We start from the raw sequence: 18787 nt of genomic DNA on the forward strand, positions 1-18787 counted from the left end.
TCTATTTCACCGATTCAGTCACCGTAATTTGTCGAGTTTTCGTGGTTTCTACGCCATATTGATTCGTTGCTTGGTACTCAATCGTATACACCCCTGGAACAGCTGTATCAACTTCACCAGTGACGGTGTACTCGATGTTTCCATAAATATCTTGCACTTCTACCCCTTCTCGTGGATCAAAAGTGGTTCCAACAGGGATTTCCAGGTCAGTAATTCCATAAAAGGTTGGTGCTTCTGCTTGGACGGTCATCGTAACAGTTTTTTTTGTTTCTTCTCCAAAGCGATCCTTCACGGAATATTCTAAGGTATATTCTCCTGGTGTTTGTGTGTCTACATCCCCTACCACCGTGATACTACTGGTTAAGTCTCCTTCTTCCGTATCCTCTGCCATAACCCCTTGTAATGGGTCAAAGGCTTCTGTTACAGGAAGGACTTTATCTTCTACACCTGTTAAGGTTGGGGCATCGTTCACTACTTGGACAGAGACATCCATCGAAACCACCACGCCATGATTAGCTACTTCTACATGAATAGTCTGATTTCCTAATTGCGAGGTATCTACAGCAGTACTAGTAATTTGACTCGTGATGTCTTCTCCCTTTTCATCGGTTGCTGTCGCATAGTCCTGGATGTCAAAACTAGAAAGCGCATGAATGGTGATACTTTCCGGTACAGTTAAGTAAGCTTCATAGGTTGGTTCTGGATCAGGTATTGGGTCGGGTGTTGGCTCTGGAATGGGCGTTGGATCTGGTGTTGGTTCCGGTACTGGTGTTGGAATAGGCGTTGGTATTGGTTCAGGTGTTGGCGTATCCTTTGGTTCTTCTGGTGTTGGGTCTATCGTAGCCACAGGTTCGATGTTTTTTTCCACTGGTGTATTATCTATGGCCGTTGCTATAATCGTTGCTTGTTTTTTCTTCGCTTCTGTTACTTGATTCGTTAATTCCGTTAACGCTGCTGTTTTTTCTTGCTGATTTTTAACGGCTTCTGTTGGATGATTATTCTCAAATAGTTGGCCAGTATCATAAGCGATGAAGTGCTCTTCTTGAAACGGATTCTTCGTACTTGCTTCCTTTTTTTGAAAAGGAGAGGTCTTTTTTTCTTTCGCTTGAAAAGGGTTCTTTTCCTTTTTTTGGATGGATTGGTTTTCAGCCGTTTTGACTTGCGTAACATCGCCTTCTGCTATCCCCAAGTAAGCCCCTATACCAGTAGCACTTAAAACGGCAGTACAAAGCCCAGCAATAGCAATATTTCTTTTTTTCTTGTTCACACATTTTCACTCCTTTAAATTTACAAATCTAGTAATGCTTCCTTGTCTTGATATAATAAATCTATTTCTTTTTGAATCGCTTTTTCATTTTTAATGGGGTCTTTTTGTAAATCTTTGATTTTCTTTTCTCGGTTGGTAATAGAAAGCGTTAATTGTTCAAAATGGGCAATCCGTTTTTCTAGGTCTAGGTTCTCTGTCTTTTGCGCTATTTCTTTTGCTGCTGCCAGATCCTTGTTTTTTAAATAGGCATACCCTACAATCGCTAACCGTTCGGAATCTTTCTCTATGTTGGAGGGCATTTTTTCATAGGCTTTTAACGTCGCTTGATAATCACTAGCTAATACCGCTTGATCAAAGTCACTCGTTTTACTTGGGTACGTGTCATTGTATGTTTGGTACACCTTCTTGTCCTGTTCCCCTCCAGTCATTGCTTGATGGAACAGTTTTTCCCGAATGATCGCTTGTTTTTCAGGATAAGCCTTAGCTGCTTGCTTGTATTTTTTTTCTTTCATTAAAGTAGCATATGCAGGTTTTTCTTTGGCTTCTGGCTGTATCATGTAAATCGTGAGTCCCACCATTCCTAAAACAAAAAGGCACAAAAAAAGAACCCCCATCCTTTTTTGGGATAGTGTGGGAACTTTTCGTTCCTTCCTTCTCTTTTCTTGTTTTTCTTTTTTAGGTCGCCTTTCTTTGTTAGCACTCGTTTTCATTTTCGGTCGTTTGTAGTTGATTTGTTCTTCAAACCAAGTAAGAAATGCCTCTGCTTCTTCTTTTCCATGTAATTCTTTTTGTAATATCTCATGAAAATCAAACAGATCATAAGGAAAGTGGAGCCTGGACTCGTACACTACTTTTTCATGAGATAACAGCTGATAACTACAACTTGCTTCATGAGATCGAGACAATAATTCTTCATTTTTTCGCTCACAAAGTGCCTGGGCTTTGTTGTAATCAAGCTTTAGTCCTTCTTGTATATCCATCTCCTCTCCATCTAAAAAAATAATCTCTAACATAATAGCCACCTCCTAACCTTTTTCCTCCTTTTTACTGCTTACTCACCTACTGTCTAATTGTTTCTCCAGTTTTTTTCTGGTTTTTTCCTTCGCCAGTGTTTCTTCCATTTCGTGTAAGGTGACTTTTTCATGTATCACTTCTTTTCTTTTGTTCGTCTTTTCGTTGACACCAATATAACTAATCTCTGTTTGGAAAAAGGAATTCGTATATTCCCATGTTTTCAATTGATAATGCTCTCCCAATTCCACTTGTATATAGTGGGGAGCAATTTCTTCGATTTCTTCATCCGATGCCCGAATCAGACCATTTACCACCGATAAAAATAAGAAAACGATCATTCCAATAAAAAGAAGGGGTAGTCCATAATATAAGATATTATCTCCTAATTCACTGAAAATTTTACTTCTTTTTGCTTTTTTCGCATGTCTCCCTAGCTTTTTCTCTTCCTCTTGGATAGGATCCATCCAAATCCACTCCTTTCTTCCTGATCCAACAATTTTTTAAGGAGCGTATTTCCTTTTATTTAATTGGCAATGGTTTGTATCATTTGAATAAACCGGCTTTGTTGTGTTTTGGTTAATTCAAGCACATAGATGTTTTCTTTTTTTAATTTTTTGATCACTCGAAATTCTTGTATATCTTCTAAAAAGAGTGGCTTCACGATTTCCGTCTTTTTTGCTTTTAAAATGACTTGGGATGTTGGTTCTTTTTTTATCCAGGCATTGAATCCAAGCGCAAATTTCACATCCGAACAGTGCATGGGTAACTCGACTAACATATAAATTTGTGCACGGGATTCATGCACTTGTTTTTTCTTATTGATACAAACAATATGCTTGCTGTAAGGTGTCGCAGGCATTCTACTACTTTCCATTTTCTTATTCCTTTCTTTGGTTTTATATATTTTTTTCTTTAAAATTACTGTAATCTTGGTGCAACTAATTTTTAGAATTTTTAACTTATATATTGTATAATTGATTGTGAAAATACAAACAAGGAGATGAATTATTATAAACATTTTAAATGTACTTAACACCTACGGGACTTTACTAACTAACATCAGCACAATTATTTTATTAGGCATACAATTTAAGCAAACGTTCAAAGAAAAAAATTTAAGTAATACTAACACGGTCATTAGTACAACAATCAATTGGGATTACTCTACTAAAAATAACACCAATATTTATTACAAACAAACTAATAAAAACTCAACTTCAGATGATGATATTAGCAAAACTATCTTAGTTGGTATTTCATTATTCCTCTGCTTAGGACTATACATTTTATTTTATCCAGTCTTTTCTTTCATTTTTTCTATTTTACTTTTAATAGTGGCATTCCGTGGTAAAAAATTCATGTTAAAACAACAAGAAATACTTGTTTCCATTAAATGGCTATTTCTGTTAGTTTGTTTTATTCTTTTATCTCTTTCCACTATCTTTATTCCAAAAGAAATCCAAACAATTTTTCAACAAGCTCCTATGATCCATGTAGACAGCTTTTCTCAATTTGGCTCTTGGGTCTCACAGTTGTTTGCGGTAATGACAGAAAATAGAGGAAATTTCTTTTTTTGGTATTTTATTATTGGTCGATTTTTCGCATTCTCATACCTTTTAGGATGGTCTATTCTTCACTTTCAATCCAAAACATACCTTATTGAATTAGCAAAATTGAATGGTATTCAACGTAGTAAAATGTATCTTTATTTAATAGCAGATTTATTTACTGTTCTTGTATTATTAGCTCTTATGCACATGAACTTGGTTTGGCCATATCTTGTACATTTACAAGACTTCATTACTAATTGGTTTTATTCTTAATGGGTAAACCAGTTAATAATATCAAAAATGAAACTAGTCGTACATAGAAGGAGATAAACCATTCCTCCATAAATAGCTAACCAAGATACACGCAAATTGATGGCTATTTTTTTCTTCTCACCGAAAGCGAAAACAATGAAAAAACCAAGAAGAATAACAGTACCTACAGATACAAAAACAAGATAACTCAATAAACTTATTCCTCCTTTTCCTTTAAAAAGAGACAAGCTTTGTACTTGTCTCTTTTCGTTTGATTATACTTCCTTCTTTTATTCCCACCACGGTTTGTTTAGTTGTGGTTTGTTTTTCTTCTTCTGTTTTGTACAAGTAGGTAAATTCCTACTGATACTAGGATAGTTCCAAAGGAATAAAGGAATAAATCTAGTGAACTATCCCCTGTTGTTGGTAAAAATCCTTTTTTAGCCGGAATTTTTGTATTGTGCATGACTGTTTTGGTTACTTTACCATCTTTCACGGTAAATTTAACCGAAGAAGTATTTAATTGGTATCCATCATTCGGGATTTTTTCGGTTAGGGTATACTCCCCTTCTGGTAAAGTATATTTTTTTGCTTGTGTAGTTGATACCCATGTCACATCAATATCTTTTCCTTTAATATTTAGTGTTGCCCCAGGTAACTCTTCGTCTCCAGTAATATCTTTTTTAGAGACTTCGACTTCGCCTTTTTTCAACATATTTTTAACATTTACATTTGCCCAAACAATCGCTGTTTGATCGTCTTGGTATGTTAATTGGAAATCCACAGGAGCTAAATCTCTATAAGCTGCTGGCGCATTCGTTTCGATTAATTGATACTTACCTAAATACAACGCTTTGTTCGATTCAAATGCACCATTTGCATCGGTTTTGACATGATCCACTACTTCGCCTTGTTTCGCACGCACGGTACCATCAGGAGTAACAACGTTTTCTTTTGCTACGACATTAAATTCAATGTTGCCAGCAGGTACTTGTTTGTAAACGACCTTTTCTTGTGTCGATTTTTCTGTGTCAATAACTTCTTTCGTTTTGATTCCTTTGACTTTGCCTTTTGCTGGTGCATCGCTAAAGTCTAAAGTAATCATATCTCCATCATCTTTAGCACTCACTGTGAATGGTATTTCTTGTTTATTTAACAAGTAACCATTCGGTGCTTTCACTTCTACTAGGGTGTAATTACCGTATACTAGCGTTTCTGGTAACACAAGGGTACCGTCTGCTGCTGTAGTAAATTCGGTTAAATCTTTTTCTAATGGATAGTTAATGTGTTGAGAAATAAAGTTTCCTTCACTGTCTTTCACTTTGAAAGTAGCTCCAGCAAGTGGAATCACTTTCCCTGTTTCGATGTCTTTTTTGACAATTTTCACTTTGGTTTCGATAACCTTATCTTCTAAAATATAATGGAAGTTTTGGCCTTCTTCGCTGATTGTAACTTCAAAATCAGCTACTGCATTGTAACCTTCTGGAGTTTTAGTTTCAGAAACCACATAAGTTCCGTACGGTAAGCCTTGGAAGCTTGCTTGGCCATTGACATCGGTTGTTTGTGTTTGTGCCACAACGCCTGTGGATTTTAGTGTAGCTGTAAATTCTGCGCCTGCTAACGCTTGTTTTTGACCATCTGGAAGAGTCGCTAACGTGCTTTGTAGCAATGGTTTATTCGCAAATTTGATTAACTCAAATCCACCTTTAATAACTGTATCTTTACTTGTCGCATTCCCTAAAAGTAATTCCGTTACATCGTCTTTTTGGTCCACCTTGACTGCATGAACGGTTGGATCTACATTATAACCAGTTGGCGCTTTTGTTTCTTTGACGTATACAGTTTTTGTTGCCCCACCTAACAGTATTTTTTTAGAGATAGCAGTTAAATCATTACTAATGGTTAGTTCATCGAGTAATTTAGTTGCTGCTGCATCTTCATAGATACCATATTTGGCACCTACAAGCGTTGCATCACCTTGTGCCGTGTCACCTGTTTCACTATCTGCTTTTTTTACTTTTACTTGGAAAGAAACAGCTTGGTTTGTCACGTTTAATAATGTTGTTTCTGCTGCTTTAACGGTTACTTTACGGACAGTATTATCAATGGTATATCCAGCTGGAGCTTTCGTTTCTACCACTGTATAATCTCCCATTAATAAATCTTTCGCTGTAATAGTTCCGTCTGCTCCTGTTTTCACATGAGCAACAACTTTTCCGGTGCTATCTTTGACATCGTATTCAGCATTTGCAAGTGTACGTTTGTCAGAACCAGTTTTCTTAATTTTTAGATCTCCGGTTTGTGCTTTAAAAGTTGCTTTGATTCCTGTTACTGATATAGGGTCTGTTACTCCACCAGCTTTTACCAATCTTTGCGCATTACTAGTGCTAGGTATAAATTGTAAAGCTGTTTGTTTTTTTACATCTGTGTTTACTGTTATATTGACCGTACCATCAAATTTTGGCCCTGCAACTAGTTTAAAATCTGCATCTGCATCCATCTTTACATTACCTGTATATTCTTTTCCATCACTAGTTACCGCTTTTACTCCTTCTGGTAAAGTGAAACTTTGGTAATTTTTCGTGTTACTCTTCCAAGTTGTAGGATACAATTTAGTTTCTTGTTGTTTAGTAGTCGGATTCCATTCTGCTGTTTGAACTTTATTAGCAATAGAAAATTCGCCTAGTGGCGCTGTTTTTGTTTCTGCTTTGTTCAAAAGATATTTAACTCCAGAATCGTTTGCCATTGCCGGACTATCAAAATGGCCTAAATAATAATTTAAAGCAACATACGTATCCACATAATTTTTTACGCTTGTTCCATTATGAGGATAACCATAATACAAGATATTCATAATACCAACATCATTGTAAACTTGTTTTGCATACTCTAAATTTACAGGAAAATCTTTGTTTGGATCAATACAAAACGCCGTTTCCCCATTTACTGTAATAAATGCAGTAGATGTTGTGTATCCCCCATAATTAGCACTCCAACTTCCTGAACTATTTCCATTGCTAGATTTTAATAAAGGCCTTGGATTCACGGTACTCGTGATTATCTCACCATCCGTTGTTTTTCCGATTTGATACTTTTCAGTACTAGCTGCTTCAGCTTTAATGAAAGGTATAAACATTTGCAATATCAATGTACATATTAACGTAAAAACAATTGTTCTTTGTAAATTATTAATTACTTTGTTCTTCATAATTTCCTCCATTTTTATTAATTTGGCATATTACATCCAGCTGTTGGCGCTCTGATTTCCATTTTTTCCTTCTTTCCATAAAAAAAAGCTGAAATGAATTTTGGTTTTTAACCAATTCATTTCAGCTTTATATTATTGTTAATTTATTTTTTACCAACCCCAATAATCATTACTACCACCATTTACATTTGATTCACTATCACTCTTTTTGTCATAATCATAATTGGGACTAGTACTATTACCACTATTATTAGACGATGATTTACTTCCCGTGGATTCTCCTCCACTAGATTTAGTATTTCCTCCGGTACTTTTTGAAGTACTTGAACTTCCTTTATTAGCGATACCACTATTGTTAGAACCATTTGAACTACTATAATTTTTAGAGCTACTTGATCCGTTTGACTTACTTGAACTACTTGAACTTCCATTGCTACTGTTATTGTATGACTTATTACTTTGACTTGAGTTACTACTTCCTTCATTGTTGTTTGCATTAGAGTTGTTTTCTTTCGCTTGTTCACTAACAACAGCTTGTTGTTCAGCTGCTTTCGCTTTGTTTTGTTCATCCTTCTTTTTTAGATATTCATTCGGCTTCTTTAAATATTCTAACAAAGAATTTTTCGCTTTATCCTGTTTTATTTTATCAATTTCTGTTTTAGCAACATTGTAATTATCCCATGTTATTCCTTCTTTTACGTCTTCTTTTATAACTGTAGCAAATAATTGATTAACTTTACATTCTGCATTCTTAATTTGTGTTTCTTGATTCTTTGCTTCGTTTAAAGCTTTTTTTTGCTCAATAAAAAATTCTGGTTTCGTTTCTTTATATGCGTTTACAGATTCTTCGGTACCTTCTACATCCGCATTCTCTTTTAACACACCATTTTCATCTAATAAATTAATTACGTTCCATCGCAATGATAACATTTTCCTTGCCAAATAAATGTCTAGCTCCATTTCATCTACTTCTTTAGTATCATTTTTACCATTTTTTGTAAGTTCCGATAAATCTAAACTAGTTTCTTTTAAATCTGATATTTCTATTTCTTGTTTTATGTTAGTTTTTTTATCGTCTGTGTAATACGATAATACTTCTTTTTTTAATTTCTTTATTTTATTTCTTTCCTCTTTTTTCTGTACTACTTTTGCTTTTTCTTCTGCTTTCACACTATAATTGTGAAATCCAAGCGCCCCACCGCCCAAAATCACTACACTAATCGCAATACTAACCCCAATAATAATTTTTCTCTTTTTATCCATCTATTGATCCCTTCTTCCTTTTTAATTTATTATAACGTATTTAGAACTTCTTGTGCATATTCCCACAAGGATAATTTGCTATCTATATTCTGTGTATTTTGCGTTTGTTTTCTTCGAATGAATGAGTCTGTCAAAGCAACGTTGAGGCTGGAGTTGCGCCACCCTATTTAAGCATGCATATTCCTTTTTAGAGAATAAGCCTTAAAATGAACCAGTTTGTGGCTGTGTTGCTGCGTATCTGGTAACCTGGAAACTATCTAAAAGATAGAAAAGAAAATCCGCATCGTTTTTCTTTTTATTTAATTATAGACTCGCTACATTATACGGCTATGCGTCTTACGTGCCTTACTATTTGCAAGGTTTCTGTTTATGTGTAGTTTCACAAACAGCACGAGTATCTATATGAAATTTTCAAAGAACTAAACCAATGTGTACGTTTCAAATGCACACAATATAGATAGCAATAATTAATTTAAAACAACTAAGCGTGTGCCTTTTTTAAAAATTGAACTTGATAGATTCGATTTCTATTTCTTGCTGCAATGATCATCCCTTGCGATCGGATATTTTGAATAGATGGCATAATATCAACAATACATTTCAGCTCCATTCGCTCAGGTTCCACACAATACCCATTATGCAAATTGATATATTCTTTTTTATCCAAGGTGTAGATGGACTCGGCGTTTTCAATCACTTTAGAAACATCCCATGCTTCTTTTGCGAACTTTCTGATGTATTTTTTTCTTGGGAGTTCTATCCGCCTTATTTTTGTAGGTAATGCAACAAATTGTTTTAATTTAGCTTGTTCCTGTTTTTTTCGTTCTGTTAACACATAGTCGATAGCAGCTTGATGTTCTTTTTTTTCTCGAATAATGCTTTCTTCTTCCGATGTTCGAGCTTGTCCCATTTTTTCTAGTTCCATAAGTGAAAGCTGTAGAGAATTTTTGGAGCTTTTATAGCTAGCCTTCTTTTCCATATCTTCTGTGTTAGCAATGCAACTGGTTAACACGTTTATATTGTTTTTAAGCTCTTCTTTCAAGACTAGATTTTCTAAATTTTCTTTTGCTTTGGTTAACGGTAGTAATATTTCTTCTGCATGACAATTTTCAATTAGCTTTAAAATTTGATGAATATTTTCTTTAATTGATTGTATGTATTTTCCATCTTGTGTTGGTTGACTCATCTAGAAAAACTCCCTCCAATTGTATTGAATCCAACGGCGACCAACAAAAAAGAGCGCCCTACCACTAATGTGATAGAGCGCTCAAGCGTAGCCAATTAAAAAACTCACTGCAACAACAGATAACGGTCTGCTTAGCGTAAAATGAGAACAATTGAATGTGTATAAGAAAATACACCGCCAAATGATAAATTTTACTTTGCTAAATGCATAGTTTTTTGTTAAAATAAGGGCTACGGGTGAGACGCCACTAGTAGTTTAGTGGAGTGTGTTTTAGAGCCTTAGCTCTAAGGCCACGTATTAGCTAATCCTTCCGGGAAGTCGGATTGGTTAATATTGTCTCGCCTTTATTTTTTTGTTAGTCGTACTCGTCGAATTCCTTTTGATGATAACATGACGATAAATCAAAAAGCAAATACTTTCTGAAATTTCAGCACAACTTTTTAAATTGCAGAGAAAGAAAAAGCAAAAATCAGCAGATAATCCAATAAATCTGAAACTTTCACTCATGTAAAAAAATTATGTATCGGGAGGAAAAATATGAATAAGAAAAACCCCACAAATACGTGTGTTTCATTATTTTTACATAAAAAAGCCCGTTTTTTTGCTTGTACAGTTAGTTTCTGTTTCTATTTGTCTGTACGTTTAAAGTTTAACATACAGTCCTATCATTTTCTATAAAATTCAGATTTGTTCACAAAATATACATAAATACATGACAAATAACCTTTTCCATATATATTTTTTTGGAAAAAGTTAAATTTATATTCATTTATGTTTATTCTACACATCTATGTTACATCCACCAATGTCCCCATTTTTGAAAACAAGGTTTCATATCATCTTAGCTCCTTTCACGAACAAAGAAATTAACCAATCCACCAATTTGAATATAGAATAAAACCTAAATTTTTATTCATCAGACTTGATTCTCCTTTCTACATCCACCATTGAATTAATACTTGTATGAGTCCCGTCATATATCTACCACTCCTTTTTATTTATGGTAACAATACTAACAAAAAATATGGCATAATAGAGTGGAGGCATAATAAATTAGGCTAAGAAAGGATAACATATGAAAACTATTGGAGAAACCCTAAAATACATACGGAAAAGTAAAAATTTAACGCAAAAAGAAGTTTATACCAACATCATTTCCAGAGCATCTTACCAAAATTTCGAGAGTAATAAACAGACTCCATCTATTTCTGTGCTAAATCAATTATTAAATGTTTTAGGAATGTCAAAAGAAGAATTCTTCTTTGTACAAAACAATAAACGTTTGAACGCCAGAGGTGAATTAAAATATCTGTATGATCAGATAAACACTTCGTTGGAAGAAGATAAAATAACTAATCTTATTAAAAAAAATTATGCCTATTTAGCAAATAATAACAATGATTACGAGATTCAGCATTTAACAAAATGCTTAGAAGCCTTAACTATACTACAAAAAAAAGATGACTTTAAAAAAGCAAAAGAAGTAGTTAGCTACATTTGGCAGGAAAAAATGAAACAAGATGAATTATACTTAACAGATATAAAAATATTAGCATCCATTTTTTACATATTTCCTGAAGAAACAGCTTTAAATATTGCTAAAAGAATAAATAAAGAACTTAAAACTTATCAAAAATTTGAAAACACTATTCGTCTACAAATTAGTATATTACTAAATACTAGCTCTTTCCTACTTATGCACAACAAAATTAAAGAAGCCGAATTATTTGTTAATGATGTACTCCATTTAGCTAAAGACAACAAATACTACTTACAATGGGCAGTCGCAATAGGTAAAAAAGGGATAATTCAATTCTTGCTAAACAAAAAAGAGTACAAACAGAACATAGAAAAATGCAGTAAACTACTAGAATATATGGACGAACCATTACAACTAGAAGATTTTAAAACAGAACTTAATAAATATCACATCCCCTTACCAAAGATACAAAAATAATCTAACTATTTCAAACTAACGCCTTTCGTTGCACTCAGTTGTTCAGCGTACAAAGCAAAACGGTATTGCTTTGCAAAACCTCATTGCTTAGTACGCTCTACATTTAAATAGACCTGGAGAGGTCTTTTTTATTTACAAAAAGTAAACACATAAAGATTCATGAAGACCAAAAAGAGTGTAACTAGAATTAAGTAAATGGCAATTGAACCCATTTATGTTTAAGTTCCCCAGCTACTCTCTAAATGTGCTTTAGGCCTTGTCTTGTACACCTCATCCAGCAGTAACAACAATTGTCTTCCAGGACTACCCCTTTCAGGAAGTGCCGTCAAAATGGCGTTTTGTGACTCTGAATTTCCTTCTTTGTCGAACAGTTTTTGTGTTATGTACTGCGCTGCTTCCGTAAAAGTCGCTAAAAATTGAATGTATTGTTCTTTTTTTGCTTGTTTGTTGGTAATCGCATAACGAATCGCTTGTTCCACTACGATAGCTACAGTCGATAGCAATGTTTTAGCAGTTCTTCCTTTTCCCTCGACTCGTGAAATAATCCGTTCCGATTGCTTCAATAGTTTTTTTAGCGTTGCTAACGGAATTTTTGTTTCTTCCGACAATTCTCTTTGTGCCTTTTCGACAAAAGTTTGTCCTGCAAGAATGTTTTTTTGTATGTAATCTTCTAAATCAGCTTCCCATTCTTCAAAATGCGAATATTGGCGTTCGTTTCTGGCTTTTCTGTGCTTTCTAAACACACGAATACCTTGCTTTTCAAAGATAAATGCCGTAGAATGCTTGATTTCTGTATTAGAATGATACGTTTCTAAAATTCCTTGAATGTACTCTAAATTCGCCCCTTTGTATTTATCGGAATAAGCACTGACTAATATCTTCTCCACTTCTCGTTGCGATAAAGGATCTTGCAGATTTGTATTAAATTCATCTAAAAAATTGTAAGCTTCTTCATAACTTTTATTAGATGAATAGCAAGCTAATGCTAGAGTAAACACCGCATTGTTTCGGCCATATTGTCCTTTATGACCACGAATATTAGTTAATTGAACGAGTTGTTGAAACCATTCTTGGTTTGTAGCCATCGCAAAAGACTCCGAATTTTGTACTAGTTTTAATCCAGGTCTATTCGATTTTTGTGAATAAACTTTTGACCAGGAAATTAGATCTGTATATTTTATTTGATTGGCCAAATTTTCAAAGATGATATTTTGCGTATTTGGCGCACGAAAGAAGCCAAAATCGTTACATCCCCGATCCACACTTGAAATTTCTTCTGCAAAAGCGTGCTTTAAGTTTGTTGCAATTCGCTTCGCAACTCTTAAACTTTTGAAGTTATTCTTATTGCTGATGAATACTGGATTTTCAAGGACAAAATACAACTGAAAACCATGATTTGTTTTTAAAATAAATGTGGGTGTTTGGTTAAGTATTTTCATCGAAACCATTACCATTTTAGCAACATCGACTTGTTGCGTATCAATATCAATGACGTATGTATTTATTTGCTGCAGGTTTTCCTCAGAGTGTCCTTTTATAAATTTTCGGTTGTCATCACTATAGGTTCCCCATCGAAAAACGTTAGGTGTCCAGTGACTAATTTTATTGACTTCCTGAATAAGTGCTTCTTGGCTTGTCACGATAAAACCACGAACACCCATGGGTCGTTGCAAGTCTTCTTTTTGTCGGACTACAAATTGCACACCTTTTCTGTGTCCATTTTTTGCTTCCAGTTCAGTAAAGTGCTTTCTTACAGACAAGACACCATCACTGCTTTTTTTACGAAAAGCTGTGATACCTTCTTTTACGACTGTAGAAATGACTGCTGAATAGGTGTATAGATCCATTTCATTGTGTGAAGAATACATGCTAGGTTAGCTCCTTTCCTGTTATTTTCTCACCAAAAAGGACAAGTCCCTCCGCTATGAGAAGTTACTTGTCCTTCAAAATTGACAAAATAAAATTCGCATAGGAAGAAAAAAATCGAACTCCTAGCGAAAAAAGTTTTGGAAATGGCTAATTATCAACGTTTACAGCCATTGTCAAATAAACCTAATTATGTTATAATTTTTTTAAGGATTTTAAAAATTTATAACACATTGGGAATTGCTAGGATTATATTTTTGGTCGAATATAATTCATTTTAGATTTTATGTTTTGGTCGACACAATATCTAAATTGTTAATTCCTTTTTCATTTAATCAGAAACTTACTGTTATATATAAAATACAGTAAGTTTTTTTTTTTGTAAACACATAATTTAAAACTTCACTTCTAATTGCTTTTCATCAATGGATGGTAATACTATTCCATTCATATCCATTTCTTGTTCTAAAATAGTTTCATACAAATCAAAAATAAATGATTCTATTTTATATAAATTTGGATATAATAAATCTCTATCGCCTCGAACAAAATCATAATAATATTGCCTTTGCATATGAAGAGCTCTGGCCAATCTGCTTATGTCTACAAAGTATTTTTTATGCAGTATATTACAAAGAAAACGTATATCTTTATTTCTTTGCAAACGTTCTGGATTTACTCTTCTTGCCACATAAGTCACCTCATTTCAGTGTTACAGATAACACTATAACTTAATTATACCCAGAATTCAATTAATTACAAGTGGCATTTTAAAGCATTAAAAACTAATAATTTAATTACTTTTCTAATATTACTATTACTAATAGTAATATATTAGTAATAGTATAACATTATATTAGTAACATTATTTATTGTTATTTGACTTGTCGAGTTAAATAGTGTTATAATAAACACTGTAATAGATTAATAATATAATATGTTTTTAATAGTAATATATTATATTATTAATCTATTACTATAAATAATATTATAGGAGGTACATAATGTCAGTTAAAATTTCTTTTACAAATTACAAAGGTGGTACAACTAAAACAACTAGTTCTACTAATTTAGCAGGTGGTTTGGCCAAAAAATACCCCAATGCAAAAATTTTATTAGTAGAAGCTGATGGTCAAGGTAATACATCTTCAACTTTCAATGTAGATTCAAGTACGATTGAGAATACAATGTATGATGTATTTTTAAAAGATACTAAACCAGAAGATATTATTACCAAAGTGTATGAAGGCCATGATTCAGCCGATATTGATATTTTGCCAGCAAACAGTGATATGGATTTTGTGGATTTTGATTTTATGATTCAAAATAACAAAAACCGTTCTGCTTCAGTCTTTGAATATATTAAAGAAAATCCAAATGTTCTCAATCATAGCACTGAGGATTTTTTAAAAAGAATTGATTCCATTCATTTAGACCTACAAGGTAAAGATTATTTTAATTTACTCGATGGAAAATTTGATGTTATTGATAAAATGTATGATGTCATTATATTTGATACTCCACCGGAAATGAAGGCCATTACATCATCTACCTTAGCAATTGTAGATCATGTTATTATCCCTTATGAATTAGAAAAGTACTCAACTGAAGGAATCGTACGACTTCTAAAAAGAATATACTCTATTCGTGAAGAATATAATCCTAATCTAAATATCGCTGGCTTACTACCAGTTAAGTTTGATAAACGTACTAAATTGCATAACCAAGTTTTAAATGAAGTACTACAATTTTCATTAAATAACAAGCTTTTCCATTTTAATTCAAGAATTCCACAAAGTGTCCGTTTTGCTACTGCAAGTGCTACTGGTCTTCCTGCTACAATAGTAGATAAACGAGATAGCAAGTTTACCGAACAGTACTACAAGGTGATTGACGAACTTGTAGAAAATAAAATAATCAACTTATAGTAATATATTGTATTATTAATAGTAATATATTATGATACTAATAACAATATATGAAAGGACTGAAATTACATGGGTAGAAATAGTAAAACTAATCAGCAAAAACCAAAAGCTTTGCCTATCGATTCTATTACAAATACTTTAAATCAAGCAATTGATCCTGAGGTTTATAAAGATAGTACACCTATTATTAATGAGGATATTGTTTCTTCGTCAAAAAACAATACAAATGCCAGCAAAAATGTATCTAATAACCAAAAAATATTTTCTTTCCAAAATAATGATTCTGAAGGAGTACGGAAGACTTACGTAGTTGACTCTTCAATAGATAATGCTATTGAAAGCATAGTTACAGATAAGCGCACTGGGAAAAAAATACCTGGAACAAAAGGTTTTATTTCTAAACTGGTAAATAATGCCTTAAGAAAAGAATTAGTTAGTCTTGGAATTTTACCTCCTTCAGAACTCGAAAAAAATGAAAATTATTAAAAGACCCGAAAAGGGTCTTTTTTAATAAGTTACTAATATATTACTATTATTAATATATTAGTAATATATTTTGTTATTAACCTTTATGTCCACCGACCATTTCAGAACGTTTTAAGCCAGTTGATCCAGTCAACAAACTACTTGCATGCATCATCGACTTAAATCCATATCTAGCTCGTATTTTATCAATTGTCACATCTAATTGTTCTTGGTTAACCGTTTGATTAGGATTTTCAAATAAATTTAATTGCAAGCCTATCTTTTTAACAATACCTCCACAATTCATTTCCACTTGTCTAACAGCTTCATTCTCGTAATACTTCCAAAAAAGGGTTAAAAATTGTGCTACAATTTCTTTTGTGCTGCTTGTTGCTTGAATTTTCAACTGATGTCTAAAACCACTTTTTATGCTGTACTTGCTGTACCTTATACCAAGATTTACAACGGTTGTATTGATGTGATGTTTTCTTAATCGCATCGCAATTTCCTCGGCCATTTCACGTATAACAATTGCTACCTCAAATGGATCATGATAATCACGTTCTAAAATTTGACTCTTTCCATAACTCTTTGAAACAGGTACATAGCGCTCATTTATTTTGCTGTAATCAATCCCATGAGAGTGGTAATATAACTGCTCCCCTATCACTCCTAATCGCCTCTTCAAAAGTGGGGGAGGGGACTGACTTAACGCATAGACACTATATATTCCTAGCCGTTTTAAATTCTCTGCAGTCCGATGGCCAATCCCCCACATATCGGTTAATTCGTTTATTTTCCAAATGGTGTCCTGGACATTTTCATATCTCCAGTTAGCAATTCCGTCGATTTGATGTTTTGCCGCATTATCTAGTGCAAGTTTAGACAACAGCATGTTGTCACCAATTCCTACTGTCACAAATAAGCGTAGCTCTCGTAAAATATCCGCTTGAATTCGTTCCGCAATTTCTTGCGTGGATCCAAATAATGCATGTGATCCAGTGACATCCAAAAATGCCTCGTCAATCGAGTAGGGGAAGAAATATTCTTTGGGGACATAACGTAAGAAAATTGCTTGTATCATCGCATTTACTTTTAGATATAGTTTCATTCTTGGTGGCGCAATAATGATTTCTTTATCCCAAGTCGGTACTTCATACATGCGAGAGGTTGTTTTTATTCGGTGTATTTTTTTCATCATCGGGCTTGCTGCTAACACTAAACCACCTGCTCGATCCGCATTACTCATCACAACTAATTTTGCTTTTAAAGGGTCTAATCCACGCTTAACGCATTCTACACTGGCAAAAAAGGACTTCACATCAATACAAAGAATGTCCCTTCGTGGTACATGAGAGTAGTCTTCTATTTGTACCATTTTTCTACTGTCCGTTCTTCTACATTTAAAATACTGGAGAAGGGGAGAGAAATTACTTCTGCTGCTGTCCGTATAAAAAGTAAATCTTCATCTATTCCAACTATTCTTCCGATAACATCCGGCTCTGGAAAAGAATCCACATTTTGAGGCTTTTTTTGTATCACTAATGAAGACTGGTGTGTGATAGCAGCACTTAACACGCTCTCAATGCACTCTGACGACATGGCTTCTCGCCATTTTAGCTTAGAAGAGGCTTGCTGTTGATCCATTTGCTCATTATGTTCACTTAAGAAAAATCCTTGCCACTTTTTAATGCCTCTATCTTGGTAGGTCATCCAGATCACAACCTTTCAATCGAGAGTATTTCTATATCTCGCACAATAATTCCATTCACTAAAATAGTCTTCAGTGACTCATTAAATAAATAACATTTTCCTGAAACATGATGGTCATAACCACCTGCATACGTGGTAAATCGTAGAGAATAATCCTTTTCTATGGAGTCGTGTATTAATTTTAAATATTGTTCCCAGCGCTCACTTGTAATAATAGGCTGGGTGACCCTCTCATCATACTTTTTTCCAATTAATAACTTTTCCATGGCCAAAACCTCCAAAAAATAATAAGAACATATGTTTGTATGTATTATACAAACATATGTTCTTATTTGCAATATGTCTTTTTTCTTATTTTTGTGGTTACACGATTTATTTATTCCTATAACTCTTTGTCATTAACATTAATTAAGTACAATTTTACACTTTAGCATAGGGTATTCCGTGTTAAATGCTTCTAAAGTTTTTGTTAGTTTAATAGCTTCTTCAGGAAGCAATTCAGAAAATACAGACCACTGCTCAAATATAATTTCTTCCGGTAGTTCCACTAAGCCGGTAATAGTGTCCCAAAATGCATCCCAATTTTCCCCATAGAATTCTGGAAAATCCAAACTATTTTTCAATAAAACTTGTAATTCGTTTTTATTAGTTACATTAGCTAGATTTATTTTAACAACTTCTTCTCTTAAATCATCCATATTTTAACAACTCCTACTTTTATTTGTAATTGCAAACATAATGTGCAGTTTTGTAATGATCTGTTGTTACGTATACCAATCCATCATTTGAATACAACAGTCTAGTTCCTGGCTGTTTTCTTCGTGCCATATTACCAGTTAAACCTACGTCAGCTTCACGCCATGTTCTTCCTTTTTTATCCGGCAATACTTTATCACTATTCTTAAAAATATCTCCCCCAATTTGTCCTCCTTCCTTATAATTATTTATAGCTTGTTTCAACGAAACATTGTTAGCTCCAATTATTTCATTCGGATATTTTTGTGCCACCTTATCATACTCCCAAAAACAAACTTCACAAATATCGTAATCATCTTGAATTGTATAATTTTTACAAACTGGGCATTGTTTCAAATTTATTTCTTCCTATCATTCCATCT

General features: G+C 33.6%; 19 protein-coding genes. 4 read left to right on the forward strand and 15 right to left on the reverse strand.

All coding sequences use genetic code 11. The features are described 5' to 3' along the window. Nucleotide 1: 1 nt before the first annotated feature. From HCJ50_RS16035 to HCJ50_RS13785, 4 genes are read right to left on the reverse strand one after another with little or no spacing between them, the layout of a single operon-like run. Complete coding sequence (locus HCJ50_RS16035; protein WP_185348418.1) at nucleotides 2–1267, reverse strand: immunoglobulin-like domain-containing protein; 1266 nt, start codon at nucleotides 1265–1267, stop codon at nucleotides 2–4. Nucleotides 1268–1287: 20 nt separating this feature from the next. Then, complete coding sequence (locus tag HCJ50_RS13775) at nucleotides 1288–2280, reverse strand: hypothetical protein (RefSeq protein ID WP_185348420.1); 993 nt, start codon at nucleotides 2278–2280, stop codon at nucleotides 1288–1290. Nucleotides 2281–2322: 42 nt separating this feature from the next. Continuing rightward, nucleotides 2323–2745 carry a hypothetical protein gene (locus HCJ50_RS13780; RefSeq protein WP_185348423.1) on the reverse strand — a complete coding sequence of 141 codons (423 nt, stop codon included), beginning with the start codon at nucleotides 2743–2745 and terminating at the stop codon, nucleotides 2323–2325. A 59-nt stretch (nucleotides 2746–2804) separates the two neighbouring features. Continuing rightward, the gene (locus HCJ50_RS13785) at nucleotides 2805–3155 is read right to left on the reverse strand and encodes a hypothetical protein (RefSeq protein ID WP_185348425.1); all 351 of its coding nucleotides are present in this window, start codon (nucleotides 3153–3155) and stop codon (nucleotides 2805–2807) included. A 484-nt stretch (nucleotides 3156–3639) separates the two neighbouring features. On the opposite strand from HCJ50_RS13785, the gene HCJ50_RS13790 reads away from it, so the two are divergent. Next, nucleotides 3640–4104, forward strand: coding sequence for a hypothetical protein (locus HCJ50_RS13790; protein ID WP_185348427.1), 465 nt, complete (start codon nucleotides 3640–3642; stop codon nucleotides 4102–4104). Here the strand turns inward: HCJ50_RS13790 and HCJ50_RS13795 are convergent. The 4 genes from HCJ50_RS13795 to HCJ50_RS13810 form a co-directional block, all read right to left on the reverse strand. Next, complete coding sequence (locus HCJ50_RS13795) at nucleotides 4101–4295, reverse strand: hypothetical protein (protein WP_185348429.1); 195 nt, start codon at nucleotides 4293–4295, stop codon at nucleotides 4101–4103. The two genes, HCJ50_RS13790 and HCJ50_RS13795, sit on opposite strands and share 4 nt — an antisense overlap. 98 nt (nucleotides 4296–4393) lie before the next feature. Next, nucleotides 4394–7291 (reverse strand): SpaA isopeptide-forming pilin-related protein, encoded by a 2898-nt coding sequence (locus tag HCJ50_RS13800; RefSeq protein ID WP_185476286.1) that lies wholly within the window; start codon nucleotides 7289–7291, stop codon nucleotides 4394–4396. Nucleotides 7292–7441: 150 nt separating this feature from the next. Beyond that, nucleotides 7442–8554, reverse strand: coding sequence for a toxin Cry1Ac domain D-VI-related protein (locus HCJ50_RS13805; RefSeq protein WP_185349544.1), 1113 nt, complete (start codon nucleotides 8552–8554; stop codon nucleotides 7442–7444). Between the two features lie 481 nt (nucleotides 8555–9035). Then, nucleotides 9036–9740 carry a hypothetical protein gene (locus HCJ50_RS13810; protein ID WP_185349546.1) on the reverse strand — a complete coding sequence of 235 codons (705 nt, stop codon included), beginning with the start codon at nucleotides 9738–9740 and terminating at the stop codon, nucleotides 9036–9038. 1075 nt (nucleotides 9741–10815) lie between these two features. Between HCJ50_RS13810 and HCJ50_RS13815 the strand changes: the two genes are divergently transcribed. Next, nucleotides 10816–11697 (forward strand): helix-turn-helix domain-containing protein, encoded by an 882-nt coding sequence (locus HCJ50_RS13815; RefSeq protein ID WP_185349548.1) that lies wholly within the window; start codon nucleotides 10816–10818, stop codon nucleotides 11695–11697. A gap of 218 nt (nucleotides 11698–11915) precedes the next feature. On the opposite strand, the gene HCJ50_RS13820 is transcribed toward HCJ50_RS13815, so the two are convergent. Together HCJ50_RS13820 and HCJ50_RS13825 are read right to left on the reverse strand one after the other, a co-directional pair. Next, nucleotides 11916–13565 carry a primase C-terminal domain-containing protein gene (locus HCJ50_RS13820; RefSeq protein ID WP_185349550.1) on the reverse strand — a complete coding sequence of 550 codons (1650 nt, stop codon included), beginning with the start codon at nucleotides 13563–13565 and terminating at the stop codon, nucleotides 11916–11918. A 392-nt stretch (nucleotides 13566–13957) separates the two neighbouring features. Then, the gene (locus HCJ50_RS13825; RefSeq protein ID WP_185349552.1) at nucleotides 13958–14254 is read right to left on the reverse strand and encodes a hypothetical protein; all 297 of its coding nucleotides are present in this window, start codon (nucleotides 14252–14254) and stop codon (nucleotides 13958–13960) included. A 313-nt stretch (nucleotides 14255–14567) separates the two neighbouring features. Between HCJ50_RS13825 and HCJ50_RS13830 the strand changes: the two genes are divergently transcribed. Further along, the gene (locus tag HCJ50_RS13830) at nucleotides 14568–15491 is read left to right on the forward strand and encodes a ParA family protein (protein WP_185349419.1); all 924 of its coding nucleotides are present in this window, start codon (nucleotides 14568–14570) and stop codon (nucleotides 15489–15491) included. A gap of 69 nt (nucleotides 15492–15560) precedes the next feature. Then, nucleotides 15561–15977, forward strand: coding sequence for a hypothetical protein (locus HCJ50_RS13835; protein ID WP_185349417.1), 417 nt, complete (start codon nucleotides 15561–15563; stop codon nucleotides 15975–15977). A 76-nt stretch (nucleotides 15978–16053) separates the two neighbouring features. Here the strand turns inward: HCJ50_RS13835 and HCJ50_RS13840 are convergent, their stop codons facing one another. From HCJ50_RS13840 to HCJ50_RS13860, 5 genes are all read right to left on the reverse strand, one after another. Next, nucleotides 16054–17334 carry a Y-family DNA polymerase gene (locus HCJ50_RS13840; RefSeq protein WP_185349415.1) on the reverse strand — a complete coding sequence of 427 codons (1281 nt, stop codon included), beginning with the start codon at nucleotides 17332–17334 and terminating at the stop codon, nucleotides 16054–16056. Then, entirely contained in the window at nucleotides 17322–17669 is a 348-nt protein-coding gene (locus HCJ50_RS15910; RefSeq protein ID WP_260443083.1) for a hypothetical protein, read from the reverse strand. The genes HCJ50_RS13840 and HCJ50_RS15910 overlap by 13 nt, the downstream gene beginning before the upstream one ends. A 5-nt stretch (nucleotides 17670–17674) precedes the next feature. Further along, nucleotides 17675–17935 (reverse strand): YolD-like family protein, encoded by a 261-nt coding sequence (locus HCJ50_RS13850; RefSeq protein WP_185349413.1) that lies wholly within the window; start codon nucleotides 17933–17935, stop codon nucleotides 17675–17677. 138 nt (nucleotides 17936–18073) lie between these two features. Then, nucleotides 18074–18367 carry a barstar family protein gene (locus HCJ50_RS13855; protein WP_185349411.1) on the reverse strand — a complete coding sequence of 98 codons (294 nt, stop codon included), beginning with the start codon at nucleotides 18365–18367 and terminating at the stop codon, nucleotides 18074–18076. 19 nt (nucleotides 18368–18386) lie between these two features. After that, complete coding sequence (locus HCJ50_RS13860) at nucleotides 18387–18761, reverse strand: CPCC family cysteine-rich protein (RefSeq protein ID WP_185349409.1); 375 nt, start codon at nucleotides 18759–18761, stop codon at nucleotides 18387–18389. Between the last annotated feature and the right edge of the window lie 26 nt (nucleotides 18762–18787).

The organism is Listeria immobilis (assembly GCF_014322765.1).
Lineage (GTDB): Bacteria > Bacillota > Bacilli > Lactobacillales > Listeriaceae > Listeria > Listeria immobilis.

What these genes read in the sequence shown, in the direction of transcription:
- HCJ50_RS13775 (WP_185348420.1), bottom strand. Translation starts at nt 2,280, where the DNA reads ATGTTAGAGATTATTTTTTTAGATGGAGAGGAGATGGATATACAAGAA.
- HCJ50_RS13780 (WP_185348423.1), bottom strand. Translation starts at nt 2,745, where the DNA reads ATGGATCCTATCCAAGAGGAAGAGAAAAAGCTAGGGAGACATGCGAAA.
- HCJ50_RS13785 (WP_185348425.1), bottom strand. Translation starts at nt 3,155, where the DNA reads ATGGAAAGTAGTAGAATGCCTGCGACACCTTACAGCAAGCATATTGTT.
- HCJ50_RS13790 (WP_185348427.1), top strand. Translation starts at nt 3,640, where the DNA reads ATGTTAAAACAACAAGAAATACTTGTTTCCATTAAATGGCTATTTCTG.
- HCJ50_RS13800 (WP_185476286.1), bottom strand. Translation starts at nt 7,291, where the DNA reads ATGAAGAACAAAGTAATTAATAATTTACAAAGAACAATTGTTTTTACG.
- HCJ50_RS13805 (WP_185349544.1), bottom strand. Translation starts at nt 8,554, where the DNA reads ATGGATAAAAAGAGAAAAATTATTATTGGGGTTAGTATTGCGATTAGT.
- HCJ50_RS13810 (WP_185349546.1), bottom strand. Translation starts at nt 9,740, where the DNA reads ATGAGTCAACCAACACAAGATGGAAAATACATACAATCAATTAAAGAA.
- HCJ50_RS13815 (WP_185349548.1), top strand. Translation starts at nt 10,816, where the DNA reads ATGAAAACTATTGGAGAAACCCTAAAATACATACGGAAAAGTAAAAAT.
- HCJ50_RS13820 (WP_185349550.1), bottom strand. Translation starts at nt 13,565, where the DNA reads ATGTATTCTTCACACAATGAAATGGATCTATACACCTATTCAGCAGTC.
- HCJ50_RS13830 (WP_185349419.1), top strand. Translation starts at nt 14,568, where the DNA reads ATGTCAGTTAAAATTTCTTTTACAAATTACAAAGGTGGTACAACTAAA.
- HCJ50_RS13835 (WP_185349417.1), top strand. Translation starts at nt 15,561, where the DNA reads ATGGGTAGAAATAGTAAAACTAATCAGCAAAAACCAAAAGCTTTGCCT.
- HCJ50_RS13840 (WP_185349415.1), bottom strand. Translation starts at nt 17,334, where the DNA reads ATGGTACAAATAGAAGACTACTCTCATGTACCACGAAGGGACATTCTT.
- HCJ50_RS15910 (WP_260443083.1), bottom strand. Translation starts at nt 17,669, where the DNA reads ATGACCTACCAAGATAGAGGCATTAAAAAGTGGCAAGGATTTTTCTTA.
- HCJ50_RS13850 (WP_185349413.1), bottom strand. Translation starts at nt 17,935, where the DNA reads ATGGAAAAGTTATTAATTGGAAAAAAGTATGATGAGAGGGTCACCCAG.
- HCJ50_RS13855 (WP_185349411.1), bottom strand. Translation starts at nt 18,367, where the DNA reads ATGGATGATTTAAGAGAAGAAGTTGTTAAAATAAATCTAGCTAATGTA.